Source organism: Pseudomonas sp. Pseusp11 (assembly GCF_047304405.1).
GTDB lineage: Bacteria > Pseudomonadota > Gammaproteobacteria > Pseudomonadales > Pseudomonadaceae > Aquipseudomonas.
In genome coordinates this window covers 1-19,846 of record NZ_JBGLZF010000058.1, presented here as the reverse complement: position 1 = coordinate 19,846, position 19,846 = coordinate 1, and the positions used below count along the sequence as shown (strand labels likewise).

At 60.8% G+C, this 19,846-nt stretch carries 17 protein-coding genes and 1 tRNA gene; 3 read left to right on the top strand and 15 right to left on the bottom strand.

Features of this window, described 5'->3' with window-relative positions; translation table 11 throughout:
- Nucleotides 1-144: 144 nt before the first annotated feature.
- From ACCC96_RS27920 to leuC, 9 genes are all read right to left on the bottom strand, one after another.
- Nucleotides 145-771 (bottom strand): phosphoribosylanthranilate isomerase, encoded by a 627-nt coding sequence (locus tag ACCC96_RS27920; RefSeq protein ID WP_413697488.1) that lies wholly within the window; start codon nucleotides 769-771, stop codon nucleotides 145-147.
- A gap of 63 nt (nucleotides 772-834) precedes the next feature.
- The gene (truA, locus tag ACCC96_RS27915) at nucleotides 835-1,659 is read right to left on the bottom strand and encodes a tRNA pseudouridine(38-40) synthase TruA (protein ID WP_253426823.1); all 825 of its coding nucleotides are present in this window, start codon (nucleotides 1,657-1,659) and stop codon (nucleotides 835-837) included.
- 196 nt (nucleotides 1,660-1,855) lie between these two features.
- Nucleotides 1,856-4,504, bottom strand: coding sequence for a FimV/HubP family polar landmark protein (locus ACCC96_RS27910; RefSeq protein ID WP_413697487.1), 2,649 nt, complete (start codon nucleotides 4,502-4,504; stop codon nucleotides 1,856-1,858).
- Nucleotides 4,505-4,712: 208 nt separating this feature from the next.
- On the bottom strand, nucleotides 4,713-5,723 hold the full coding sequence (locus ACCC96_RS27905; RefSeq protein ID WP_413697486.1) for an aspartate-semialdehyde dehydrogenase: 1,011 nt from the start codon (nucleotides 5,721-5,723) through the stop codon (nucleotides 4,713-4,715).
- Between the two features lie 276 nt (nucleotides 5,724-5,999).
- The gene (asd, locus tag ACCC96_RS27900) at nucleotides 6,000-7,112 is read right to left on the bottom strand and encodes an aspartate-semialdehyde dehydrogenase (protein ID WP_007935182.1); all 1,113 of its coding nucleotides are present in this window, start codon (nucleotides 7,110-7,112) and stop codon (nucleotides 6,000-6,002) included.
- Between the two features lie 68 nt (nucleotides 7,113-7,180).
- Nucleotides 7,181-8,263 (bottom strand): 3-isopropylmalate dehydrogenase, encoded by a 1,083-nt coding sequence (gene leuB / locus ACCC96_RS27895; RefSeq protein ID WP_007935187.1) that lies wholly within the window; start codon nucleotides 8,261-8,263, stop codon nucleotides 7,181-7,183.
- 51 nt (nucleotides 8,264-8,314) lie between these two features.
- Nucleotides 8,315-9,082: a class I SAM-dependent methyltransferase gene (locus ACCC96_RS27890; RefSeq protein ID WP_413697485.1), complete on the bottom strand. Its 768-nt coding sequence runs from the start codon at nucleotides 9,080-9,082 to the stop codon at nucleotides 8,315-8,317.
- A gap of 87 nt (nucleotides 9,083-9,169) precedes the next feature.
- On the bottom strand, nucleotides 9,170-9,814 hold the full coding sequence (leuD, locus tag ACCC96_RS27885; RefSeq protein ID WP_018928097.1) for a 3-isopropylmalate dehydratase small subunit: 645 nt from the start codon (nucleotides 9,812-9,814) through the stop codon (nucleotides 9,170-9,172).
- A gap of 11 nt (nucleotides 9,815-9,825) precedes the next feature.
- Nucleotides 9,826-11,244, bottom strand: a complete 1,419-nt coding sequence (gene leuC / locus ACCC96_RS27880; RefSeq protein WP_258673278.1) for a 3-isopropylmalate dehydratase large subunit — start codon at nucleotides 11,242-11,244, stop codon at nucleotides 9,826-9,828.
- Between the two features lie 159 nt (nucleotides 11,245-11,403).
- Between leuC and ACCC96_RS27875 the strand changes: the two genes are divergently transcribed.
- Together ACCC96_RS27875 and ACCC96_RS27870 are read left to right on the top strand one after the other, a co-directional pair.
- Nucleotides 11,404-12,294 carry a LysR family transcriptional regulator gene (locus ACCC96_RS27875; protein WP_019649335.1) on the top strand — a complete coding sequence of 297 codons (891 nt, stop codon included), beginning with the start codon at nucleotides 11,404-11,406 and terminating at the stop codon, nucleotides 12,292-12,294.
- Nucleotides 12,295-12,377: 83 nt separating this feature from the next.
- A complete protein-coding gene (locus ACCC96_RS27870) occupies nucleotides 12,378-15,656 on the top strand; it encodes a PAS domain S-box protein (RefSeq protein ID WP_413697484.1) in 3,279 nt (1,092 codons plus the stop codon).
- Between the two features lie 255 nt (nucleotides 15,657-15,911).
- On the opposite strand, the gene ACCC96_RS27865 is transcribed toward ACCC96_RS27870, so the two are convergent.
- Together ACCC96_RS27865 and ACCC96_RS27860 are read right to left on the bottom strand one after the other, a co-directional pair.
- Nucleotides 15,912-16,358, bottom strand: a complete 447-nt coding sequence (locus tag ACCC96_RS27865) for an Hsp20 family protein (RefSeq protein WP_413697483.1) — start codon at nucleotides 16,356-16,358, stop codon at nucleotides 15,912-15,914.
- A 130-nt stretch (nucleotides 16,359-16,488) separates the two neighbouring features.
- The gene (locus ACCC96_RS27860; protein ID WP_019649338.1) at nucleotides 16,489-17,448 is read right to left on the bottom strand and encodes a tRNA dihydrouridine synthase; all 960 of its coding nucleotides are present in this window, start codon (nucleotides 17,446-17,448) and stop codon (nucleotides 16,489-16,491) included.
- 35 nt (nucleotides 17,449-17,483) lie between these two features.
- Here ACCC96_RS27860 and ACCC96_RS27855 point away from each other — a divergent pair, with 35 nt between their 5' ends.
- Nucleotides 17,484-17,585 carry a (2Fe-2S)-binding protein gene (locus ACCC96_RS27855; RefSeq protein ID WP_413697492.1) on the top strand — a complete coding sequence of 34 codons (102 nt, stop codon included), beginning with the start codon at nucleotides 17,484-17,486 and terminating at the stop codon, nucleotides 17,583-17,585.
- On the opposite strand, the gene ACCC96_RS27850 is transcribed toward ACCC96_RS27855, so the two are convergent.
- From ACCC96_RS27850 to ACCC96_RS27835, 4 genes are all read right to left on the bottom strand, one after another.
- A complete protein-coding gene (locus ACCC96_RS27850; RefSeq protein ID WP_019582115.1) occupies nucleotides 17,545-17,982 on the bottom strand; it encodes an acyl-CoA thioesterase in 438 nt (145 codons plus the stop codon). The two genes, ACCC96_RS27855 and ACCC96_RS27850, sit on opposite strands and share 41 nt — an antisense overlap.
- Nucleotides 17,983-18,030: 48 nt before the next feature.
- Complete coding sequence (locus ACCC96_RS27845; RefSeq protein ID WP_019649340.1) at nucleotides 18,031-18,864, bottom strand: alpha/beta fold hydrolase; 834 nt, start codon at nucleotides 18,862-18,864, stop codon at nucleotides 18,031-18,033.
- Nucleotides 18,865-18,895: 31 nt separating this feature from the next.
- The gene (locus ACCC96_RS27840; protein WP_019649341.1) at nucleotides 18,896-19,435 is read right to left on the bottom strand and encodes a TetR/AcrR family transcriptional regulator; all 540 of its coding nucleotides are present in this window, start codon (nucleotides 19,433-19,435) and stop codon (nucleotides 18,896-18,898) included.
- Nucleotides 19,436-19,617: 182 nt separating this feature from the next.
- Nucleotides 19,618-19,693: transfer RNA gene (locus tag ACCC96_RS27835), tRNA-Glu, on the bottom strand.
- Between the last annotated feature and the right edge of the window lie 153 nt (nucleotides 19,694-19,846).

The window sequence follows — 19,846 nt, the reverse complement described above, 5'->3', positions numbered from 1 at the left end:
GGTCAGCGAGACGCGACCTGCGTACAACCCAAAAATTCTCAGCCATGCCTGCTTTGTGCAGGTGCACCTCTTTTGTACAGAGCAGTGGACGGCGGCAGTCTGCCAGCCGTCACAACGTCAGGATCAAAAGATCGCAGCCTCGTTTCACTCGACAGCTCCTACAACCGCTTTGATGAATGCCTGAATCTTTGCGTGATCCTTGATGCCCTTGCTCGCCTCTACCCCTCCGCTTACATCCACCGCGTAAGGCCGAACCCGGGCGATCGCCTCGGCGACGTTATCTGGCGTCAAGCCGCCCGCCAGGATGATCGGTTTGCTCAAGCCTTGCGGTATCAGTGACCAGTCGAAAGCTTCACCGGTTCCACCGGGAACACCTTCGACATAGGCGTCGAGCAAAATACCGCTGGCACTTGGGTATGCGTCACAAGCCGCCGCGATGTCATCACCGGCCTTGACCCGCAATGCCTTGATGTACGGTCGGTGCCAGCCTTCGCAATCAGCGGCGGTTTCGTCGCCATGGAACTGCAACAGGTCCAGCGGCACGGCGTCGAGGATTTCCCCCAACTCGCAACGACTGGCGTTGACGAACAAACCCACGGTGGTCACGAACGGCGGCAAGGCCTCGATGATCGCCCTCGCCTGCTGGAACGTCACGGCCCGCGGGCTTTTGGCGTAGAACACAAATCCGATGGCATCGGCCCCGGCCTCAACCGCCGCCAACGCATCCTCTATGCGGGTAATCCCACAAATCTTGCTGCGAACGGCCGACATGTCGATAGAACCTCAGGGCAATTGCGGGAAAGTCCCGGATGGTATCAAAAGCGTTCGAAGGCGTCAGCCGTCAAGTTCCGAGAAGCCGGTGAGGAAGTGCGGGCCGATGTAACGCTCGGGCAATTCGAACTCGTCGCGATACTCGACCTGCACCAGATACAGGCCAAACGGATGGGCCGTCACCCCGCCGGAACGACGAACGCGACTCTCCAGCACCTCTTTCATCCACTCCACGGGACGCTCGCCAGCACCGATGGTCATCAAGACGCCTGCGATGTTGCGCACCATGTGGTGCAGGAACGCGCTGGCACGGATATCCAGCACGATCATTTTGCCATGGCGGGTAACGCGCAGGTGATGCAGCTCCTTGATCGGCGACTTGGCCTGGCACTGGCCGGCGCGGAAAGCGCTGAAGTCGTGGGTGCCGACCAGGTACTGAGCGGCCTCGGACATGCGCTCGACGTCCAGCGGGCGGTGGTTCCAGGTGATTTCTTCGTTCAGGTGCGCCGGGCGGATCTGATCGTTGTAGATCACGTAGCGATAGCGCCGGGCGATGGCTTTGAACCGCGCATGGAAATGCGCCGGCATGACCTTGGCCCAGCTGACGCTGATGTCGTGCGGCAAGTTGATGTTGGCACCCATGACCCAGGCCTTCATCGAGCGCTCGACCTGGGTGTCGAAATGCACCACTTGGCCGCAAGCATGCACACCGGCGTCGGTGCGCCCGGCGCAATGCAGCGACACGGGTGAGTCGGCGACTTTGGACAAAGCCTTTTCAAGAAGCTCCTGCACCGTGTCCACACCGGAGGCCTGACGTTGCCAGCCGCGATAACGCGAACCTTTGTACTCAACGCCCAACGCGATCCGGAAAAAGCCGTCGGCCGCCATTTCGGCGGCCGGATTATCTATATTTGCCAAGGGGTGACAGCCTGCTGATCTACGCAAAGGCAGGCATTATAAGGCCGCCGGACCGGGATGCCAGCGTAACTGTGACACGACGTTGAATGTACCAACCCCATCGCATCCCCCAAACAAAAACGGCAGCCTTGATGGGCTGCCGTTTTGTTTACGCCTTACCGACGATTCACGCCAGACGCGAGAGCATTTCCTTGGCTTCGCTCTTCTGCCCCGCATCGCCCTCGGTCACCACCTCATTGAGGATGTCCCGAGCGCCGTCGTTGTCGCCCATGTCGATGTAGGCCTGGGCCAGGTCGAGTTTAGTGGCGACTTCGTCGGTGCCAGAGAGGAAATCTAGCTCATCGCCCGCAGAGGAAAAAGCGTCTTCTTCGGTGAAGCTCGGCTCGCCGAGGCTCTGGGACAAACGATCCAGCTCAGCATTGACGTCGTTGAGTTCGTTTTCAAAGGCGTCAGGCTGATCCGGGGTGGCGTCCATTTCATCGGCCAGCGACAGATCGAAATCAGCCGGCAACTCCAGATCGTCGAGCGGCGCCTCAGTCGCGACCGGCGCTTCAGTGACAGTCGGCACTTCAGCGGCAGGCAAGTCCTTGAGGCCGTCATCCAGACTCAGCAGGAAGTCGTCTTCAGCCAGGGTTTCTGGCGAAGCATCGCCACCCAGGTCCATGTCCAGGTCGAAGTCCGACAGATCGTCGAGGCTTTCCTTGATTTCAGTCTGTTGTTGCAACACCGACTCAAAGCTCAGGTCGTCGTCCAGCGGAAACTCGTCCAGCTCAGCCAAAGACTCTGGTTCTGGCTCTGGCTGTGGTTGCGGTGCTGGCTCGACTGCAACCGCAGGCGTGATCGGAGTAGCCGCTTCCAGATCGTCGAGGCTCAGATCGAAAGCACTGTCAAAGTCAGCCAACGCCGGTTCCGGGGCTTGCGGCTCGTCCAGCAGCAGCTCCTTGACGTACTGCGCGTCCAGCTCGGCGGCGACAGCCGCGGCGGCCAGACCACCCACCGCCGCAACCACCATGGCTGGGAAACGGCTTTTCAGCTGTTCGACCCGGGCGAAGTTGTCGCCGTTGGCCACCAGTTGACGCTCCTGAGCGACGAACGCATCGCGATCGCCCTGCTGACCGTAGACTTCCATCAGCTTCAGGCGCAGGTCGCTGCGTTGCGGCTCTTGCTTGATAGCGTCTTCCAGCAACGCGGCAGCCTGATTCAGGCGACCGGCCGCGATGTGCGACTGTGCCTGGGCCAAGACGTCGTCAGAGCGTTCGGCGGCAGGCGCTACCAACGGTGCAGCGATCGGTGGCGTCACCACAACCGGGGCAATCACTGGTGCAGGTGCAGGCGTTGGTGCGGTCGCGAGTTTCACGCTTGGCGGTGGAACTTCCAGACCTTCGAAGCTGCTTTCCGGCAGGTCGAGGTCGGCGGAGAACTCTTGCTCCTCAGCCAAGGCACGGGCCATGCGCAGATGTTTTTCTGCTTCTTGCTGAGCTTTGCGGCGACGAGCCAGCAACAGCAGCAAGAGCAGCAGAACCACCGCACCGCCACCCACCAGACCCAGCAGGATCGGGTTGGTCAGCAGTTCGTTGAATTTCTGCTCGTCGGACGCCACAGGCGTCGGCTCGACGGCTGGCGCCGGAACGACTTCCGGTGCAGCAGCCTCTGGCGCAGGAGCCGCCGGAGCCACTTCAACAGGCGTTGCCGCCGGGCTAGCTGCCAGCTCGGCCGACATCGCCGGAGCGGTCGTAGCCGCCGGTGCGCCCGCGCCGCCTTCGGCTTGCAGCTTGGCCAACTGATTATTCTTCAGTTCGATCAGGCGCTGCAGCTTGTCCAGCTGGCTTTGCAGGTCGTTCATGCGGCTTTTCAGTTCAGCGTTGTCACGGCGAGCCGTGTCGAGGCTTTCCTGGGTCACGGCCAGCTTGTTGCTCAAGGCTTTCGCATCACCGGCGGCACCTTTGCCACGGCCCTTGCCGGTGTCGGCAGAGACCAGGCTCAGCTTGTCCGTGGCGACTTGCGACGAAGCGCCGTCACCGCGAGCACGCTTGGTGGCATCGAGTTGCTGCTGCCCGCTTCCGGGTTTCGCCACATAGCGACGACCGTGGCGCCATGCAGAGTTCTGCGCCGCGACTTCAGCGATGGCCTTGGGTTGCGGCAGGCTGGCGCTTTGCACCTGATCCGGCAGACGCAGCACCTGGCCGGTTTTCAGCCGGTTGATGTTGCCGTCGATAAAGGCATCCGGGTTCAGCGCCTGGATGGCCAGCATGGTTTGCTGGATCGATCCACCGTTACGCGCCTTCGCCGCGATCTCCCATAGGGTATCGCGCGATGTGGTGGTGTATTGCGTCGATTTGGTCGCGCCGGTGACTGGCGCGGTCACCGCTTGGGCTGGCGCCGGTTGCGCGGCGGCATCAGCAGTTTGCGGCGAGAATTTGGACGGATCGAGCAGCACGCTGTAATCACGCAGCAGACGACCGCTTGGCCACATCACCTGAACCAGGAATTTCACCATCGGTTCGGACAACGGTTTGCTGGAGGTGATGCGCAGGATGCTTTTGCCGCTGGCGTTAAGCACCGGCGTGAAAGTCAGGTCGTTGAGGAACGCCTGACGATCGACTCCGGCCTTGGCGAAATCTTCGGGCGAGGCCAGGCTCGGCACCACTTCGGCAGCCGTGAGGTCCTTGACGTCGAGCAACTCGATTTCTGCTACCAGAGGCTGGTTCAGCGTCGATTTCAGGGTCAATTCCCCAAGCCCGAGGGCATGCGCCATACCGGAGGACAGCGCCGAGGCGGCCGCTATTGCTAACACCAGTTTGCGAACTTGAACCATAGCCTCATCCTTTGTTTGAACATTCCTCGGCCAGCGAGAAGGTGTTGATTGCCGCTGCCGTAAGGCGTTGCGCGCGACGGCGAAGGGTCGTCGCGCGCGATCGTTTCATTCATGCGACGAAAGCCCTGCGGGATGGCTCGCCTCAAGCATTCCAGCCAAACACAGTGTTCGGCTGGAACCACTAGAAAAAATTGTTGCCAAGTATCTTTTACAGCAGGTCTTTTATCAACAATTCAGCCACCTGCACAGCATTGAGCGCGGCGCCTTTGCGTACGTTATCTGACGTCAGCCACACGTTAAGTTCCGCCGGGTCGTCGATCCCGCTGCGAACCCGACCAACGTAAACCACGTCCTGCCCTACCGCATCGCCTACCGGAGTCGGGTAATCGCCCGCTTCGACCAGCTCGATACCGGGCGCCGCTTCCAGTGCCGCGTTGACTTTCGCCAGGTCGACAGCGCTCGATGACTGCAAGGTCACGCTATAGCTATCGCCAAAAAACACCGGGGCTTGAATGCAAGTGACGGAAATCTTTAATAAAGGCAGCGACAAGACCTGACACAGCTCGCGCACCAGACGCTTTTCCAGCAACGTGTGGCCCTGAGCATCGGGCGCACCGACTTGCGCCAACAGGTTAAAAGCCATCTGCCGATCGAAGAAAGCCGGCTCCAGCGGACGCACGTTGAGCAGTTCGGCGGTTTGCCGGGCCAGCTCGCTGACGGCTTCGCGGCCCTGGGCGGATACCGCCAGGCACGCCGTCAGGCTGATGCGTTGCAGGTCGAGCAAGTCGAGCAGCGGCGCCAGCACCACCGCCAGCGCTGTCGCCGAAGGGCTTGGGCTGCTGACCTGGAAGGGCTTTTTCAGGCCGGCAAGAATTGCAGCATTGGCCTCGGGCACCACTTGCGGCGCCTGATCGGCAGGCAACGCGCCGGACAGGTCGATCAGCGAGCAACCGGCGGCCGTAGCACGCGGGGCGAAACTGAGGGTCACCGCCGGGCCGGCGGCGAAGAACACCAACTGGACTTTGCTGAAGTCGAACTCATCGACTTCGCGCACCCGCACGTTCTTGCCACGAAACGGCACCGAGTGTCCGGCCGATTCACTGCTCGCCAGCAGGTGCAGATTGCCGACCGGAAAGTCGCGCTCTTCGAGAATCTGGACGAGTGTTTCGCCGACAGTACCGGTGGCGCCGATCACGGCAATATCGAAGGACTGGCTCATGGTTCTACCTCTGGCGAAACGGGGGGAGCGGCACTTTACCGGGTGGTTGGCGGTGAGGCAACGAATGGGGAAGCCTTGTAGCAGCTGCCGAAGGCTGCGTTCGAGGACGAAGTCCTCGTCATGGCGATCCCGATCATTCAGGCAAAGCGCGCACGAAGGGTTTACGACTGCTGCGCAGCCGGACGCAGGCTTCGCCAGCTGCTACAGAAGTTGGATGGCGCGCATAAAAAACCCGCACCTCTTTCAAGGCGCGGGTTCTTTCATTGCATCAATCGATCAACGCTCAAGCAGGATCCGCAGCATGCGACGCAGCGGCTCGGCCGCGCCCCACAGCAGTTGGTCGCCGACGGTGAAGGCTCCGACGAATTGCGAGCCCATGTTCAGCTTGCGCAGACGACCGACCGGCACGTTCAGGGTACCGGTGACTTTCGTCGGGCTCAGCTCCTGCATGCTGATTTCACGGTTGTTCGGCACCAGCTTGACCCAAGGGTTGTGCTGGCTGATCAGCCCTTCGATGTCGGCGATCGGCACGTCTTTGTTCAGCTTGATGGTCAGCGCCTGGCTGTGGCAACGCATGGCGCCGATGCGCACGCAGATGCCGTCCACCGGGATCGGGCTCTTGAAGCGACCGAGGATCTTGTTGGTCTCGGCCTGGGCCTTCCACTCTTCACGGCTCTGGCCGTTCGGCAGTTCCTTATCGATCCACGGGATCAGGCTGCCGGCCAGCGGTACGCCGAAGTTTTCGGTCGGGTACGCGTCGCTGCGCATGGCTTCGGCAACACGGCGGTCGATGTCGAGGATGGCGCTGGCCGGATCGGCCAGTTGATCGGCGACAGCGCCGTGGGTCACACCCATTTGCTTGATCAGCTCACGCATGTGCTGCGCGCCGCCACCGGAGGCCGCCTGATAGGTCATGGCGCTCATCCACTCCACCAGACCGGCTTCGAACAGGCCGCCCAGGCCCATCAGCATCAGACTGACGGTGCAGTTGCCGCCGATGTAGTTCTTGGTGCCCGCGTCGAGCTGCTGGTCGATGACCTTGCGGTTCACCGGGTCCAGCACGATCACCGCGTCATCCTGCATGCGCAGGCTGGAAGCGGCGTCGATCCAATAACCCTGCCAGCCGGCTTCGCGCAGCTTCGGGAACACTTCGCTGGTGTAGTCGCCACCCTGGCAGGTCAGAATCACGTCGAGGGTTTTCAGCTCTTCAATGCTGTAAGCGTCCTTGAGCGGAGCAATGTCCTTGCCCACGGACGGGCCTTGGCCACCGACATTGGAAGTGGTGAAAAACACCGGCTCGATAAGATCGAAATCCTGCTCTTCCAGCATCCGCTGCATGAGCACGGAACCGACCATGCCGCGCCAACCGATCAGACCTACACGTTTCATCGCAACTACACCTTCTTGAAAAGTGGGCCGCTGCTTTCAAGGTTGAAAATTGCAGCGGGCCAGAGAGATTACAGATTCCGCAGCGCGGCGACTACTGCGTCGCCCATTTCCTGCGTACCGACCTTGGTGCAACCAGCCGACCAGATGTCTCCCGTACGCAGACCCTGATCCAAAACCAGGCTCACGGCCTTCTCGATGGCGTCGGCCGCATCCTGCAGATTGAAGCTGTAACGCAGCATCATCGACACCGACAAAATGGTCGCCAACGGGTTGGCAATGCCCTTGCCAGCGATGTCTGGCGCCGAACCGTGGCACGGCTCGTACATGCCTTTGTTGTTGGCATCCAGCGACGCCGACGGCAGCATGCCGATGGAACCGGTGAGCATCGACGCTTCGTCGGAAAGAATGTCGCCGAACAGGTTGTCGGTGACGATCACGTCGAACTGCTTCGGCGCACGCACCAGTTGCATGGCGGCGTTGTCGACGTACATGTGGCTCAGTTCGACGTCCGGGTAGTCCTTGGCCACTTGCTCGACGATTTCACGCCACAGCTGGCTGGAGGCCAGCACGTTGGCCTTGTCCACCGAGCACAGCTTCTTGCCGCGTACGCGCGCCATGTCGAAACCGACACGGGCGATACGGCGGATTTCAGTTTCGCTGTATGGCAGCGTGTCGTAGGCCTGACGCTCGCCGTTTTCCAGCTCGCGCACGCCACGTGGCGCGCCGAAGTAGATACCGCCGGTCAGTTCACGGACGATCAGGATGTCCAGGCCGGCAACGATTTCTGCCTTCAGGCTGGAAGCCTCGGCCAGTTGCGGGTACAGGATCGCCGGACGCAGGTTGCCGAACAGGCCCAGTTGCGCACGGATTTTCAGCAGACCGCGCTCAGGGCGGATGTCACGCTCGATGGTGTCCCATTTCGGGCCGCCCACGGCACCCAGCAGCACAGCATCGGCTGCGCGTGCACGGGCCAGGGTTTCATCGGCCAGCGGCACGCCGTGCTTGTCGATGGCGGCGCCACCGATCACGTCATGGCTCAGCTCGAAGCCCAGGCTGTACTTGTCGTTCGCCAGCTCCAGCACCTTGACCGCTTCGGCCATGATTTCCGGGCCAATACCGTCGCCTGGGAGAATCAGAATCTGCTTGCTCATGCTTTCCTCATGTCATCAGTCGGCGCACTCGCGAGTGCGCCCGGAAAAATTCTATCGTTCAGCCATCAGCACCAGCACATCGGTACTGAACGAACCATCGGCCTCAATCTCAAAATATTCGCGCACTTCGTTGCCCATCGATTGCTGCAACTCGAGGATCGCCGCGCGCATCACCTGCGGCGTGCGCATGCGCTCGACCCAGGAGGTGTACTCCAGGCGCAACCGTTGGCGCGTGGTGCTGCGGGTATGCAACCCCGCTTCGCTGACCTGACGCAACCACTCGCCCGCAGAATAATCGCGCACGTGACTGGTGTCGCGCAGCACTTCGACGCTTTGCAGGTAAGTGTCGAACAACGGGCTGCCCGGCGACAACACATCGATGAACGCCGCCACCCCGCCCGGCTTCAGCACCCGGCGAACTTCGCGCAGGGCCACACCGAGGTCGCTCCAATGGTGCGCCGAATAGCGGCTGAAGACGAAGTCGAACTCGCCATCGGCGAACGGCAGACGCTCGGCAGCGCCGTTGACCGTGGTCACATTACTCAAACCCCGGTCGACAGCGGCGGCGGCGACCACATCGAGCATCTGCTGGGACAGGTCGTAAGCGACTACTTCCTTGACCAGCGAGGCCACGTGAAAACTCACATGACCGGCGCCGCAGCCCAGGTCCAGCACACGGGCATCGCCCTGCCCCGCCAGCTCAGCCTGTAGCAGTGCGAACTCGGTGCCTTGAGCGTGTACGGCGCTGCTCAGGTAAGCAGAGGCCTGCTCACCGAATTGCTTTTGGACTACCTGGCTGTGCTGGGCGTTGCTGGTCATCGGGACTTCCTTTTTAGGTTTAACCTTGCGCTGTCTGGGCCTGCCCGCGAAGAGGCCGGCCCTGATTACATCGATTCCAGATCAATCTCAGGCGTCGCGAAACAACCACGGCTGGCTCGCGCGGTGCTTGGCTTCAAACGTGGCAATCGCCTCGTGATCCTGCAAAGTCAGGCCGATATCGTCCAGGCCATTGAGCAGGCAGTGCTTGCGGAAAGCATCGATCTCGAAGCTCAGCACTTTGCCGTCCGGACGGGTCACGGTCTGGGCCTGCAAATCGATCTGCAACTGGTAGCCCGGGTTCGCTTCAACCTGCTTGAACAGCTCATCGACTTCAGCGTCGCTCAAAATGATCGGCAACAAGCCGTTCTTGAAGCTGTTGTTGAAGAAGATGTCGGCGTAGCTCGGCGCGATGATGCTGCGGAAACCGTACTCTTCCAGCGCCCACGGCGCGTGCTCGCGGCTGGAGCCGCAACCGAAGTTCTCGCGGGCCAGCAACACGCTGGCGCCTTGATAACGCTCGGCATTGAGGACGAAGTCCTTGTTCAGCGGGCGCTTGGAGTTGTCCTGATACGGCTGGCCAACGTCCAGATAACGCCACTCATCGAACAGGTTCGGACCGAAACCGGTGCGTTTGATCGACTTCAAGAACTGCTTCGGGATGATCTGGTCGGTGTCGACGTTGGCACGATCCAAAGGCGCGACAAGACCAGTGTGCTGGGTAAAAGCTTTCATGCTGCGCTCCTTTAGATCAATTCACGGACGTCGACGAAACGACCGTTCACAGCGGCGGCGGCGGCCATGGCCGGGCTGACGAGGTGCGTACGACCACCGGCGCCCTGACGGCCTTCGAAGTTACGGTTGGAGGTCGACGCGCAATGCTCGCCCGACTCCAAACGGTCCGGGTTCATCGCCAGGCACATCGAGCAGCCTGGCTCACGCCATTCAAAACCGGCCTCGATAAAAATCTTGTCCAGGCCTTCGGATTCGGCCTGAGCCTTCACCAGCCCCGAACCCGGCACCACGATGGCCTGCTTGATGGTCGAAGCCACTTTGCGGCCCTTGGCGATCACCGCGGCGGCGCGCAGGTCTTCGATCCGCGAGTTGGTGCAGGAACCGATGAATACGCGGTCCAGCTGAATGTCGGTGATCGCCTGATTGGCGGTCAAACCCATGTATTTCAAGGCGCGTTCGATGGAGTCACGCTTGACCAGGTCCATTTCCTTGGCCGGATCCGGTACGTTCTGATCCACGGCCAACACCATCTCAGGCGAGGTGCCCCAGCTGACTTGCGGCTTGATCTGAGAGGCATCGAGCTCGACGACGGTGTCGAACTTGGCATCGGCGTCGGAGACCAGGTCTTTCCAGGCTTCGACGGCCAAATCCCATTCCGCGCCCTTCGGAGCAAATGGACGGCCCTTGACGTAAGCCACGGTTTTTTCGTCGGCGGCCACCAGGCCAACACGGGCGCCGGCTTCGATGGACATGTTGCAGATGGTCATGCGGCCTTCAACGGACAAGTCGCGAATCGCGCTACCGGCGAATTCGATGGCGTGGCCATTACCGCCGGCGGTGCCGATCTTGCCGATCACGGCGAGGACGATGTCCTTGGCAGTCACGCCGAACGGCAATTTGCCCTCGACCAACACCAGCATGTTCTTCATTTTCTTGGCGACCAGGCACTGAGTGGCGAGCACGTGCTCGACCTCGGAGGTGCCGATACCGTGAGCCAGGGCACCGAATGCGCCGTGGGTCGAGGTGTGGGAGTCGCCGCAGACCACGGTCATGCCCGGCAAGGTGGCGCCCTGCTCCGGGCCGATGACGTGGACGATGCCTTGGCGGACGTCATTCATCTTGAATTCGACGATGCCGTATTCGTCACAGTTATCGTCGAGGGTCTGAACCTGCAAACGCGAGACCTGGTCGACGATCGCTTCGATGCCGCCCTTGCGCTCCGGGGTGGTCGGTACGTTGTGGTCCGGGGTCGCGATGTTGGCATCGATGCGCCAAGGCTTGCGCCCGGCCAGACGCAGGCCTTCGAAGGCTTGCGGCGAGGTCACTTCGTGGATGATGTGACGATCGATGTAGATCAGCGCAGAGCCATCGTCGCGCTGCTTGACCAAATGCGAATCCCAGAGCTTGTCGTAGAGCGTTTTGCCGGCCATCAGACGGTTTCCTCATCAGCTTGTTTCTATGCCCCGGATCTTGAGTAATTCAATAACCCCTTGGCTTGTGAGGTCGATCCTAGGGGGTTACATTAAATAACTCAAATTCATATTTTTTATGCTTTGCATAACCAACTGGAATGTCACTGAGACCTCATTATGGACCTCGCCAACCTCAACGCTTTTATCGCGATTGCCGAGACCGGAAGCTTCTCCGGCGCCGGCGAACGGCTGCACCTGACGCAACCGGCCATCAGCAAGCGCATCGCCGGGCTGGAGCAGCAATTGAAGGTGCGACTGTTCGATCGACTGGGCCGGGAAGTTGGCCTGACCGAAGCCGGCCGCGCCCTGCTGCCACGGGCTTATCAGATCCTCAATGTACTGGATGACACCCGCCGCGCCCTGACCAACCTGACCGGTGAAGTCACCGGCCGTCTGACATTGGCCACCAGCCATCACATCGGCCTGCACCGTTTGCCACCCTTATTAAGAGAGTTCACCCGGCGTTACCCGCAGGTGGCACTGGACATTCAGTTCCTCGATTCGGAAGTGGCCTACGAAGAAATCCTTCATGGCCGCGCTGAACTGGCAGTCATCACCCTTGCACCGGAACCTCACACATTGGTCAAGGCCACGCCCGTGTGGGACGACCCACTGGATTTCGTGGCCGCCCCGGAGCATCCGCTGATCAGCAACGGCGCAGTCAGCCTGGCGGATATTGCCCTGCACCCCGCGGTTTTCCCCGGTGGCAACACCTTTACCCACCATATCGTGCAGCGCCTGTTCGAGGCCCAGGGCCTGACGCCGAACATCGCCATGAGCACGAATTATCTGGAAACCATCAAGATGATGGTCTCGATCGGCCTGGCCTGGAGTGTTTTGCCGCGTACCATGCTGGATGATCAAGTGGCGCGCATACCTTTGCCGGGCATACAACTCACTCGCCAGCTAGGCTATATCCTGCACACCGAACGGACGCTGTCGAACGCGGCAAAGGCCTTCATGGCTTTGCTGGATGCACAAATCGATCAGCCAGGGACTCGCGGCTAAGCTGTGCTTCTTCTTTTGTGCTACGCCTATAGAGCCCCAAAACCCTGTGCCTAACGCCCAACTCAGCCCAAGGCCTGTCATCCATGCCCAAATCTGTTGAACGTATGCCGCCAATGCCGCGAATTCAGGCAATTGACCCAAAACGGTCCGAGCAGAGCTGGGAAAGCGCCCCACAGTTGCTCGCGGCCCTCAACGGTGCCCGACTGGGCGCCTGGTATTGGGACATCGAGCGCGGGCAGATCAGCTGGTCACGGGGCACTCAGGCGTTGTTCGGCTTCGATCCCCGGCAACCGTTGCCCGAGGATCTGGAATACCTCGACCTGCTGCCCCAGGAGGATCGGGCGAAAGCCATCCGCGCCTTCAATGCAGTGATCGCCGGCGCTCCGCTGGAGCAGGCCATGCACCACCGCATCCGCTGGCCCGACGGCAGCCTGCACTGGCTGGAAATCAACGGCAGCCTGCTACCGGACAAAAACGGCCGGCCACGAATGATCGGGGTCATCCGTGAAATCACCCACCAGCGCCAGCGTGAACAAGCGCTGAGCAGCTCGGAAAAACGCTTCGCCACGCTGTTTCACCTGTGCCCGAACATGGTGCTGCTGACCCGCCAGGAAGACGGCCTGATCAGCGAAGCCAACCAGTATTTCGAAAGCCTGTTCGGCTGGCCGGTGCAAGACGCTATCGGCCGAACCACGCTGGAGTTGGGCCTTTGGGTCAACCCGGAGCAACGGGCGGAACTGGTCAAGGCTACCAAGGCCAAAGGTGAGCTGATCAACATGGAGGTGCAATTTCGCGCCAGCAACGGGCAGGTTCACGACGGCATTCTCAGCGCGCAAAAGGTCGAGCTCGAAGGCCAGCCATATCTGCTGAGCACGTTCCTTGACACCACCGAACGCAAAATCGCCGAGCACGCCCTCAAAGACAGCCAGGAACGCCTCGACCTGGCCCTTGATTCGGCGCAACTCGGCACCTGGGACTGGCACATCCCCAGCGGCATGCTTTACGGCTCGGCGCGGGCCGCCCAGCTGCATGGGCTGGAGCCCAAACCCTTCCATGAATCCTTCGATGCGTTTTTCGAAGGTGTGCCCGGTGATGAACGCGACACCATGCGCGACGCCTATCGCAGCTTGCGCGAAGGCCCGGCCGGCAATTATCAACTGACCTACCGCGTGCAGCTGCCGGACGGCAGTTCGCGCTACCTGGAAAGCCGCGCCAGACTCTACCGCGATGACAGCGGCAACCCGCTGCGCATGGCCGGTACATTGCTGGACATCACCGAGCAAGTGGAGCGCGAACAGCAACTGATAGCGTCGGAAGAGAAATTCGCCACGTTGTTCCAGGTCAGCCCGGACCCGATCTGCGTTACGCGCCAGGACACCGGCCATTTCATCGAAATCAACTCCAGCTTCACTCAGACATTCGGCTGGAGTACCGCCGACGTGATCGGCCGCAGCGCCGACGAAATCGGCCTGTGGGACGCTTCGGCGAAAAGCCTGCAAAGGATCGAGCGGGTCATCCGCGAACAAGGCCTGAACAACGTGGCGATCATCGTTCAGCACAAGGACGGACAGTCCCTGACCTGCGTGATCTCCAGCCGCCAGATCAGCGTCGGCGACCAGCCGTGCATCGTCACCACCCTGCGCGACATCACCCAACAGCAACGCTCGGAAGCGGCGCTCAAGGCCAGCGAGGAGAAGTTCGCCAAGGCCTTCCACTCAAGCCCCGACGCCATCACCATTACCGAGCGCGACACCGGACGCTATCTGGAGGTTAATGATGGCTTCTGCCGCCTGACCGGCTACCGTGCCGATGAAGTGGTCGGCCGTACGGTGTATCAGGTCGGCATCTGGGCCGAGGAGAAACAACGCTCGGCGTTGCTGGCGGAACTACAGATCAAGGGCCGGGTTCACCACCTGGAAATGCTCGGGCGCAACAAGCGCGGCGAGTTGCTGACCGTCGAAGTCTCGGTGGAGCCGATCACCCTCAACGAAACCGCCTGCCTGCTGCTGACCGCCCGGGACGTCAGCCTGCTGAAAAATGCCGAAGCGCAGATCCGTCACCTGGCCTACCACGACCCGTTGACCAACCTGCCGAACCGCGCGCTGTTGATGGACCGCCTGAGCCAGCAAATCGCCCTGCTCAAGCGCCACAACCTGCGCGGCGCCCTGATGTTCCTCGATCTGGACCACTTCAAGCACATCAACGACTCCCTCGGCCACCCGGTGGGCGATACGGTGCTGAAAATCATCACTGCGCGCCTTGAAGCCAGCGTGCGCATGGAAGACACCGTCGCACGCCTGGGCGGCGATGAATTCGTGGTGCTGCTCAGCGGCCTGGAAGGCTCGCGCAGCCAAGTCAGCGCTCAAGTCAGGGAACTGGCGGACACCTTGCGCGAATTACTGTCCGAACCGATGTTCCTCGACGGACAGCGCCTGCAAGTGACGCCGAGCATCGGCATCGCGCTGATCCCCGACCACGGCTCGACCCCGACCGACCTGCTAAAACGCGCCGATATCGCCCTCTATCGCGCCAAGGACTCGGGCCGCAACACCACGCAGATGTATCACAACACCATGCAGAAGGCCGCCAGCGAACGCCTGCGTATGGAAACCGACCTGCGCCTGGCCCTTTCCCGGGGTGAATTCAGCGTGCAATACCAACCTCAGGTAGACGCCCGCAACAACCGCATTACCGGCGCCGAAGCCCTGGTGCGCTGGCACCACCCGCAACTGGGCGCGCAATCGCCCACCGAATTCATCAAGGTGCTGGAAGACAGCGGGCTGATTCTGGAGGTCGGCACGTGGATCCTCGACGAAGCCTGCGCGGCCTTCAAACGCCTGATCGCCAAAGGCCTGATCGACCCGCTCAATTTCAGCCTGTGCGTAAACATCAGCCCGCGGCAATTCCGTCAGAACGATTTCGTCGAACGCATCGAGCACAGCCTCGGCAGCCACGGCCTGCCCTTCTCGTTGCTGAAACTGGAAATCACCGAAGGCATCGTCATCCAGAACCTGGACGACACCATCAGCAAAATGCGACGCCTGAAAAAACTCGGCGTGAGCTTTGCCATGGACGATTTCGGTACCGGCTACTCCTCGCTGACCTACCTCAAGCGCCTGCCGGTCGACACCCTGAAAATCGACCAGTCGTTCATCCGAGACGCCACCACCGACCCCAACGATGCCGAAATCATTCGCGCCATCGTCGCCATGGCCCGCAGCCTGGAGCTGGAAGTGATTGCCGAAGGGGTGGAAACCGAGGAGCAACTGGAGTTCTTGCAAGGGCTGGGCTGCCATTTGTATCAGGGGTATCTGCACAGCCGGCCGTTGCTGGTCGAGGAGTTTCAGAAACTGCTCAAATAGACCCGTAGCAGCTCCGCATTCGACTGTAGCAGCTGTCGAGCCTGTGAGGCTGCGTTCGGCTGCGAAGCAGTCGTAATCCAGTCAATACCATTTACCTGAAAGAACGCGGTGGCAGGTTTTGCGACTGCTACGCAGCCGAACGCAGCCTCGCGGGCTCGGCAGCTGCTACAAATAGGTGTAAATCTTATTCAGGACGGGATAACGGACAAAAAAAGGGCGCCAGTGGATGGCGCCCTTCTCATTTGCTCTGACCGATTAGTGTTGCAGAGCCGGTTTTTCCGTCCCGTTGATCGGGATGCGTTTGGCTTTCGCTTCTTCCGTGATCACACGCAGCAGGTCGATACTCAACAAACCGTTGCGCAGTTCGGCGGCCTTGATTTCGATGTGGTCCGCCAGACGGAACGACAGTTTGAAGGCGCGCTGGGCGATGCCCTGGTACAGGTAAGTGACGTTTTCGTCCGCGTCACGTTTGCCGCCACTGATGGTCAGTACACCTTTTTCTACTTGCAGGTCCAGGTCGTCTTCCTGGAAACCGGCGGCCGCTACAACAATGCGGTATTGATCATCACCGTATTTTTCAACGTTGTAGGGTGGATAGGTGCTGCCTGGCTCATTGCGCAGGGCGGTTTCGAACAGGTCGTTGAAACGGTCGAAACCTACCGAGGAACGGAACAGTGGAGCCAAGGAAAATGAAGTACTCATGATTCAAATCTCCTGAACATGTTCAGCAAGTTTTTTTGTCTCCGCGACCCGAATTCGGCATCGCGTAATCCTTACATAAGGACCGCTGGCTGCTTTTCAAGAGATTTTTTTCTGTTTTTTTCAAGCGGATTCAAGCTGCTTCAGCTACCTGCAAACCCAGTAAACGCGAGACCTGATCCAGCTCGGTTTCACGACGCAAGACGCTGAACAACTCTACCGCTTCGGGATAATTGCGGGTCAGCATCGCCAGCCATTGTTTCAGGCGACCCGGCGATTGGCGTGGCGTCATCTGGGCCTTGGCTTGCAGCCAGAAGTCCTGAATCAGCGGCAGCAGCTCGGCCCAGGTCATCTCGACGACCTCCTCGCCGGCCCGCGCCGCGGCGATTTGCCGGGCCAGGTCCGGACGCGACACCAGGCCACGACCGAGCATGATATCTTCGACGCCACTGATCTCGCGGCAACGGCGCCAGTCCTCGACGCTCCAGATGTCACCGTTGGCAAACACTGGCACCTTGACCACGTCCTGCACCCGCGGGATCCATTCCCAGTGGGCTGGCGGCTTGTAGCCGTCAGTTTTGGTCCGCGCGTGAACCACGATGTGCGCTGCGCCGCCTTCAGCCAGGGCCGTGGCGCAAACCAGCGAACCATCGGGACTGTCGAAGCCCAGGCGCATTTTGGCCGTCACTGGAATGTGTGCGGGCACCGCACGGCGGACATGTTCGACGATTTCGTTGAGCAGCTCAGGCTCTTTGAGGAGAACGGCGCCACCGCGCGACTTGTTTACGGTCTTGGCCGGGCAGCCGAAGTTCAGGTCGATGACTTCGGAACCCAATTCGCAGGCCAGCGCAGCGTTTTCTGCCAGGCACACTGGATCGGAGCCGAGCAACTGCACCCGCAGCGGTACACCGGAGGCGGTACGGGCGCCAGTTAGCAGTTCCGGGCCGAACTTGTGGTAGTAGGCAGGCGTGAGCAGCTGATCGTTGATCCGAATGAACTCGGTTACACACCAATCGATACCGCCCACACGGGTCAGCACGTCCCGCAGGATGTTGTCGACCAACCCCTCCATGGGCGCCAAAGCAATTTGCATGAAAAAACACTCGACGAAAAACGTGCGGCAGTTTACTGGTTTCGGCGTGCAGAAGGTATTTCGTCAGACCGGGCGGTGGCAAATGTGCGGACTGTGTCAGCTTGGAACTTGCAACGCCGAGCCGTAGCCCTCGATGAATTCCGCCGGCATGCGCTTGGGCTTGCCGGTCGACAGCTCGATGCACACGAACGTGGTCTGCGCCCGCAGCAACGTCGAGTTGTCACTGGGGCGGATCAGCTGGAAGTGTCGGGTCATTCTCAGGCGCTGGTCCCAATCGACGATCCAGGTCGCCAGCTGCAGCTCATCGCCTTCGTAGGCCGCCGCCAGGTAATCAATCTCGTGCCGCACCACCGCCATAGCCCGGTCCAGCCGCCGATACTCGACCAGGTCCAGGCCCAGCCGCTGCGAGTGACGCCAGGCGCAGCGCTCGAGCCAGGTCACGTACACCGCGTTGTTCGCGTGGCCCAGCCCGTCGATGTCTTCGGCGCCCACTTCCAGATCAATGATAAACGGCGTTGCCCGATCCCAGCCCATGCCCCACTCCCGGTCAGATTATTTCGACCGGGGCAGTGTAACGGAAGCTCAGGCCGATTGGCGCGATTGCAGGCTGCGACCGGCCAGCAGCGAGAGCACGCCATCGATCACCCGCGGATCGGCCAGGACCCGCTGATGACCGCCCTCTTCCAGGCGCAACAAGCGACTGTCGAACCAGGCTTCGTGAATCAATTGGGATTCCTTGACCGAGACAAAGTTGTCGTCCTCGGCATGGACAATCAGGCCAGGCATGTCGAGCTGGTAGTGCGCGACATCCAGCGCTGCGGCACGCATGCCGACGTCTTTTTCGACCTGACGAATGAACGCCGAACGGGCTTTGGGCGGCAGGCGTACATAGCGCGCAAAACCGCGCAGCACCCCAAGGATTCGCGCCGGGGCGGCGATCGAGACCAGGGTTTCGGTGCGCAAGCCCAACTGCACCGCGAGCATGGCGCTGGCGCCGCCCATCGAGTGACCGATTACCGCTTGCAGCGGCGGTAGTTCAGCAGCTGCTTCAAGCATCGCCCGGGCGAACAGCACCACATTGGCTTCGCGCCCAGGCGAGCGACCGTGAGCCGGGCCATCCAGGGCGACCACGGTGTAACCGGCATCGACCAGCGCCGTGATCAGCGCGGCAAACTGCGTTGGCCGGCCTTCCCAGCCGTGCATCAACAACACCGCCGGGCCCTGCCCCCAACGCAGCGCCGAGAGGCCGAAGCGCAAGGTGATCCGCTCGGATTTCGCCAGCAGCGGCAATTCCCAATCACGCGGAGGCAACTCCCGCGGGGTCATGAATGCCAGACGCATCTTGCTCGCCACCAGCTTCGGTGCGAACCAGCCCAAGGTGCCATTAACGCCACGAACCCAGCTCAACGTGTTCATCGCCCATCTCCTCAGACTGGATGCCTTTAGGTCACAGCACCGCCGATTTGGCGGCGCGCAGCAATCGATCGGACAACTCTCCTGGCCCCAGCGCCCGCGCCAGCGCCAAACCACCCACCATCAAGGCGATGTCGGCCAAAACCTTGTCGGTGTCTTCCGGGCTGGCTGCCAACTGCGCGACCATCAATTCAATATGTTCATTCAACGCCACACGAAATTCGTCCGGCAGACGGCCCAGTTCACTGATCGACGCTGGAACCGGGCATGCCCGCTCGGTGGAATCACGGTGTTTGCGCGACAGGTAGAACGCTGCGACCAACGCGCGACGCTCTTCGCCGGTCAACTCGGCATCCATGTCGGCGATCAAGTCACGACGATGGCTGAGCAGCTGCTTGAACGCTTCCAGCATCAACGCGTCCTTGCTCTCGAAGTGCGCGTAGAAACCGCCGACCGTCAGCCCGGCCGCGCCCATCACTTCGCCCACGCTCGGCTCGGCCGGACCGCGCTGGATCAGCGCTGCGCTGGCAGCCTTGAGGATGCGTTCGCGGGTTTGAGCTTTTTTATCGTTCATCGTTGCCTCCGAATATTACGACTAGAATATTATTCTCATAATAATTTTCCGCAAGTCGTGGATGTGACCGCTGGTCTGAAGAACAGTGTTGGGGAAAAAGGAGATTTGGCCAAACGCCAGACAAACAAAAGGGCCATTCAATAATTGAATGACCCTTAAAAATCCCGCAAAGCGGGTAATCGTGGCGTCCCCTAGGGGACTCGAACCCCTGTTACCGCCGTGAAAGGGCGGTGTCCTAGGCCACTAGACGAAGGGGACACAAACCCTTCTATACAACTGATCAGTGCTGAGAGCTGATCGATTCAAGGCCGGAGTGGCCAGACCTTGAACTGTAAAATTGGTGGAGCTAGACGGGATCGAACCGTCGACCTCTTGCATGCCATGCAAGCGCTCTCCCAGCTGAGCTATAGC

Excerpts from the sequence above, each read along its gene's own strand:
- ACCC96_RS27920 (WP_413697488.1), bottom strand. The coding sequence starts at position 771 with ATGTCGGCCGTTCGCAGCAAGATTTGTGGGATTACCCGCATAGAGGAT.
- truA (WP_253426823.1), bottom strand. The coding sequence starts at position 1,659 with ATGGCGGCCGACGGCTTTTTCCGGATCGCGTTGGGCGTTGAGTACAAA.
- ACCC96_RS27910 (WP_413697487.1), bottom strand. The coding sequence starts at position 4,504 with ATGGTTCAAGTTCGCAAACTGGTGTTAGCAATAGCGGCCGCCTCGGCG.
- ACCC96_RS27905 (WP_413697486.1), bottom strand. The coding sequence starts at position 5,723 with ATGAGCCAGTCCTTCGATATTGCCGTGATCGGCGCCACCGGTACTGTC.
- asd (WP_007935182.1), bottom strand. The coding sequence starts at position 7,112 with ATGAAACGTGTAGGTCTGATCGGTTGGCGCGGCATGGTCGGTTCCGTG.
- leuB (WP_007935187.1), bottom strand. The coding sequence starts at position 8,263 with ATGAGCAAGCAGATTCTGATTCTCCCAGGCGACGGTATTGGCCCGGAA.
- ACCC96_RS27890 (WP_413697485.1), bottom strand. The coding sequence starts at position 9,082 with ATGACCAGCAACGCCCAGCACAGCCAGGTAGTCCAAAAGCAATTCGGT.
- leuD (WP_018928097.1), bottom strand. The coding sequence starts at position 9,814 with ATGAAAGCTTTTACCCAGCACACTGGTCTTGTCGCGCCTTTGGATCGT.
- leuC (WP_258673278.1), bottom strand. The coding sequence starts at position 11,244 with ATGGCCGGCAAAACGCTCTACGACAAGCTCTGGGATTCGCATTTGGTC.
- ACCC96_RS27875 (WP_019649335.1), top strand. The coding sequence starts at position 11,404 with ATGGACCTCGCCAACCTCAACGCTTTTATCGCGATTGCCGAGACCGGA.
- ACCC96_RS27870 (WP_413697484.1), top strand. The coding sequence starts at position 12,378 with ATGCCCAAATCTGTTGAACGTATGCCGCCAATGCCGCGAATTCAGGCA.
- ACCC96_RS27865 (WP_413697483.1), bottom strand. The coding sequence starts at position 16,358 with ATGAGTACTTCATTTTCCTTGGCTCCACTGTTCCGTTCCTCGGTAGGT.
- ACCC96_RS27860 (WP_019649338.1), bottom strand. The coding sequence starts at position 17,448 with ATGCAAATTGCTTTGGCGCCCATGGAGGGGTTGGTCGACAACATCCTG.
- ACCC96_RS27850 (WP_019582115.1), bottom strand. The coding sequence starts at position 17,982 with ATGGGCTGGGATCGGGCAACGCCGTTTATCATTGATCTGGAAGTGGGC.
- ACCC96_RS27845 (WP_019649340.1), bottom strand. The coding sequence starts at position 18,864 with ATGAACACGTTGAGCTGGGTTCGTGGCGTTAATGGCACCTTGGGCTGG.
- ACCC96_RS27840 (WP_019649341.1), bottom strand. The coding sequence starts at position 19,435 with ATGAACGATAAAAAAGCTCAAACCCGCGAACGCATCCTCAAGGCTGCC.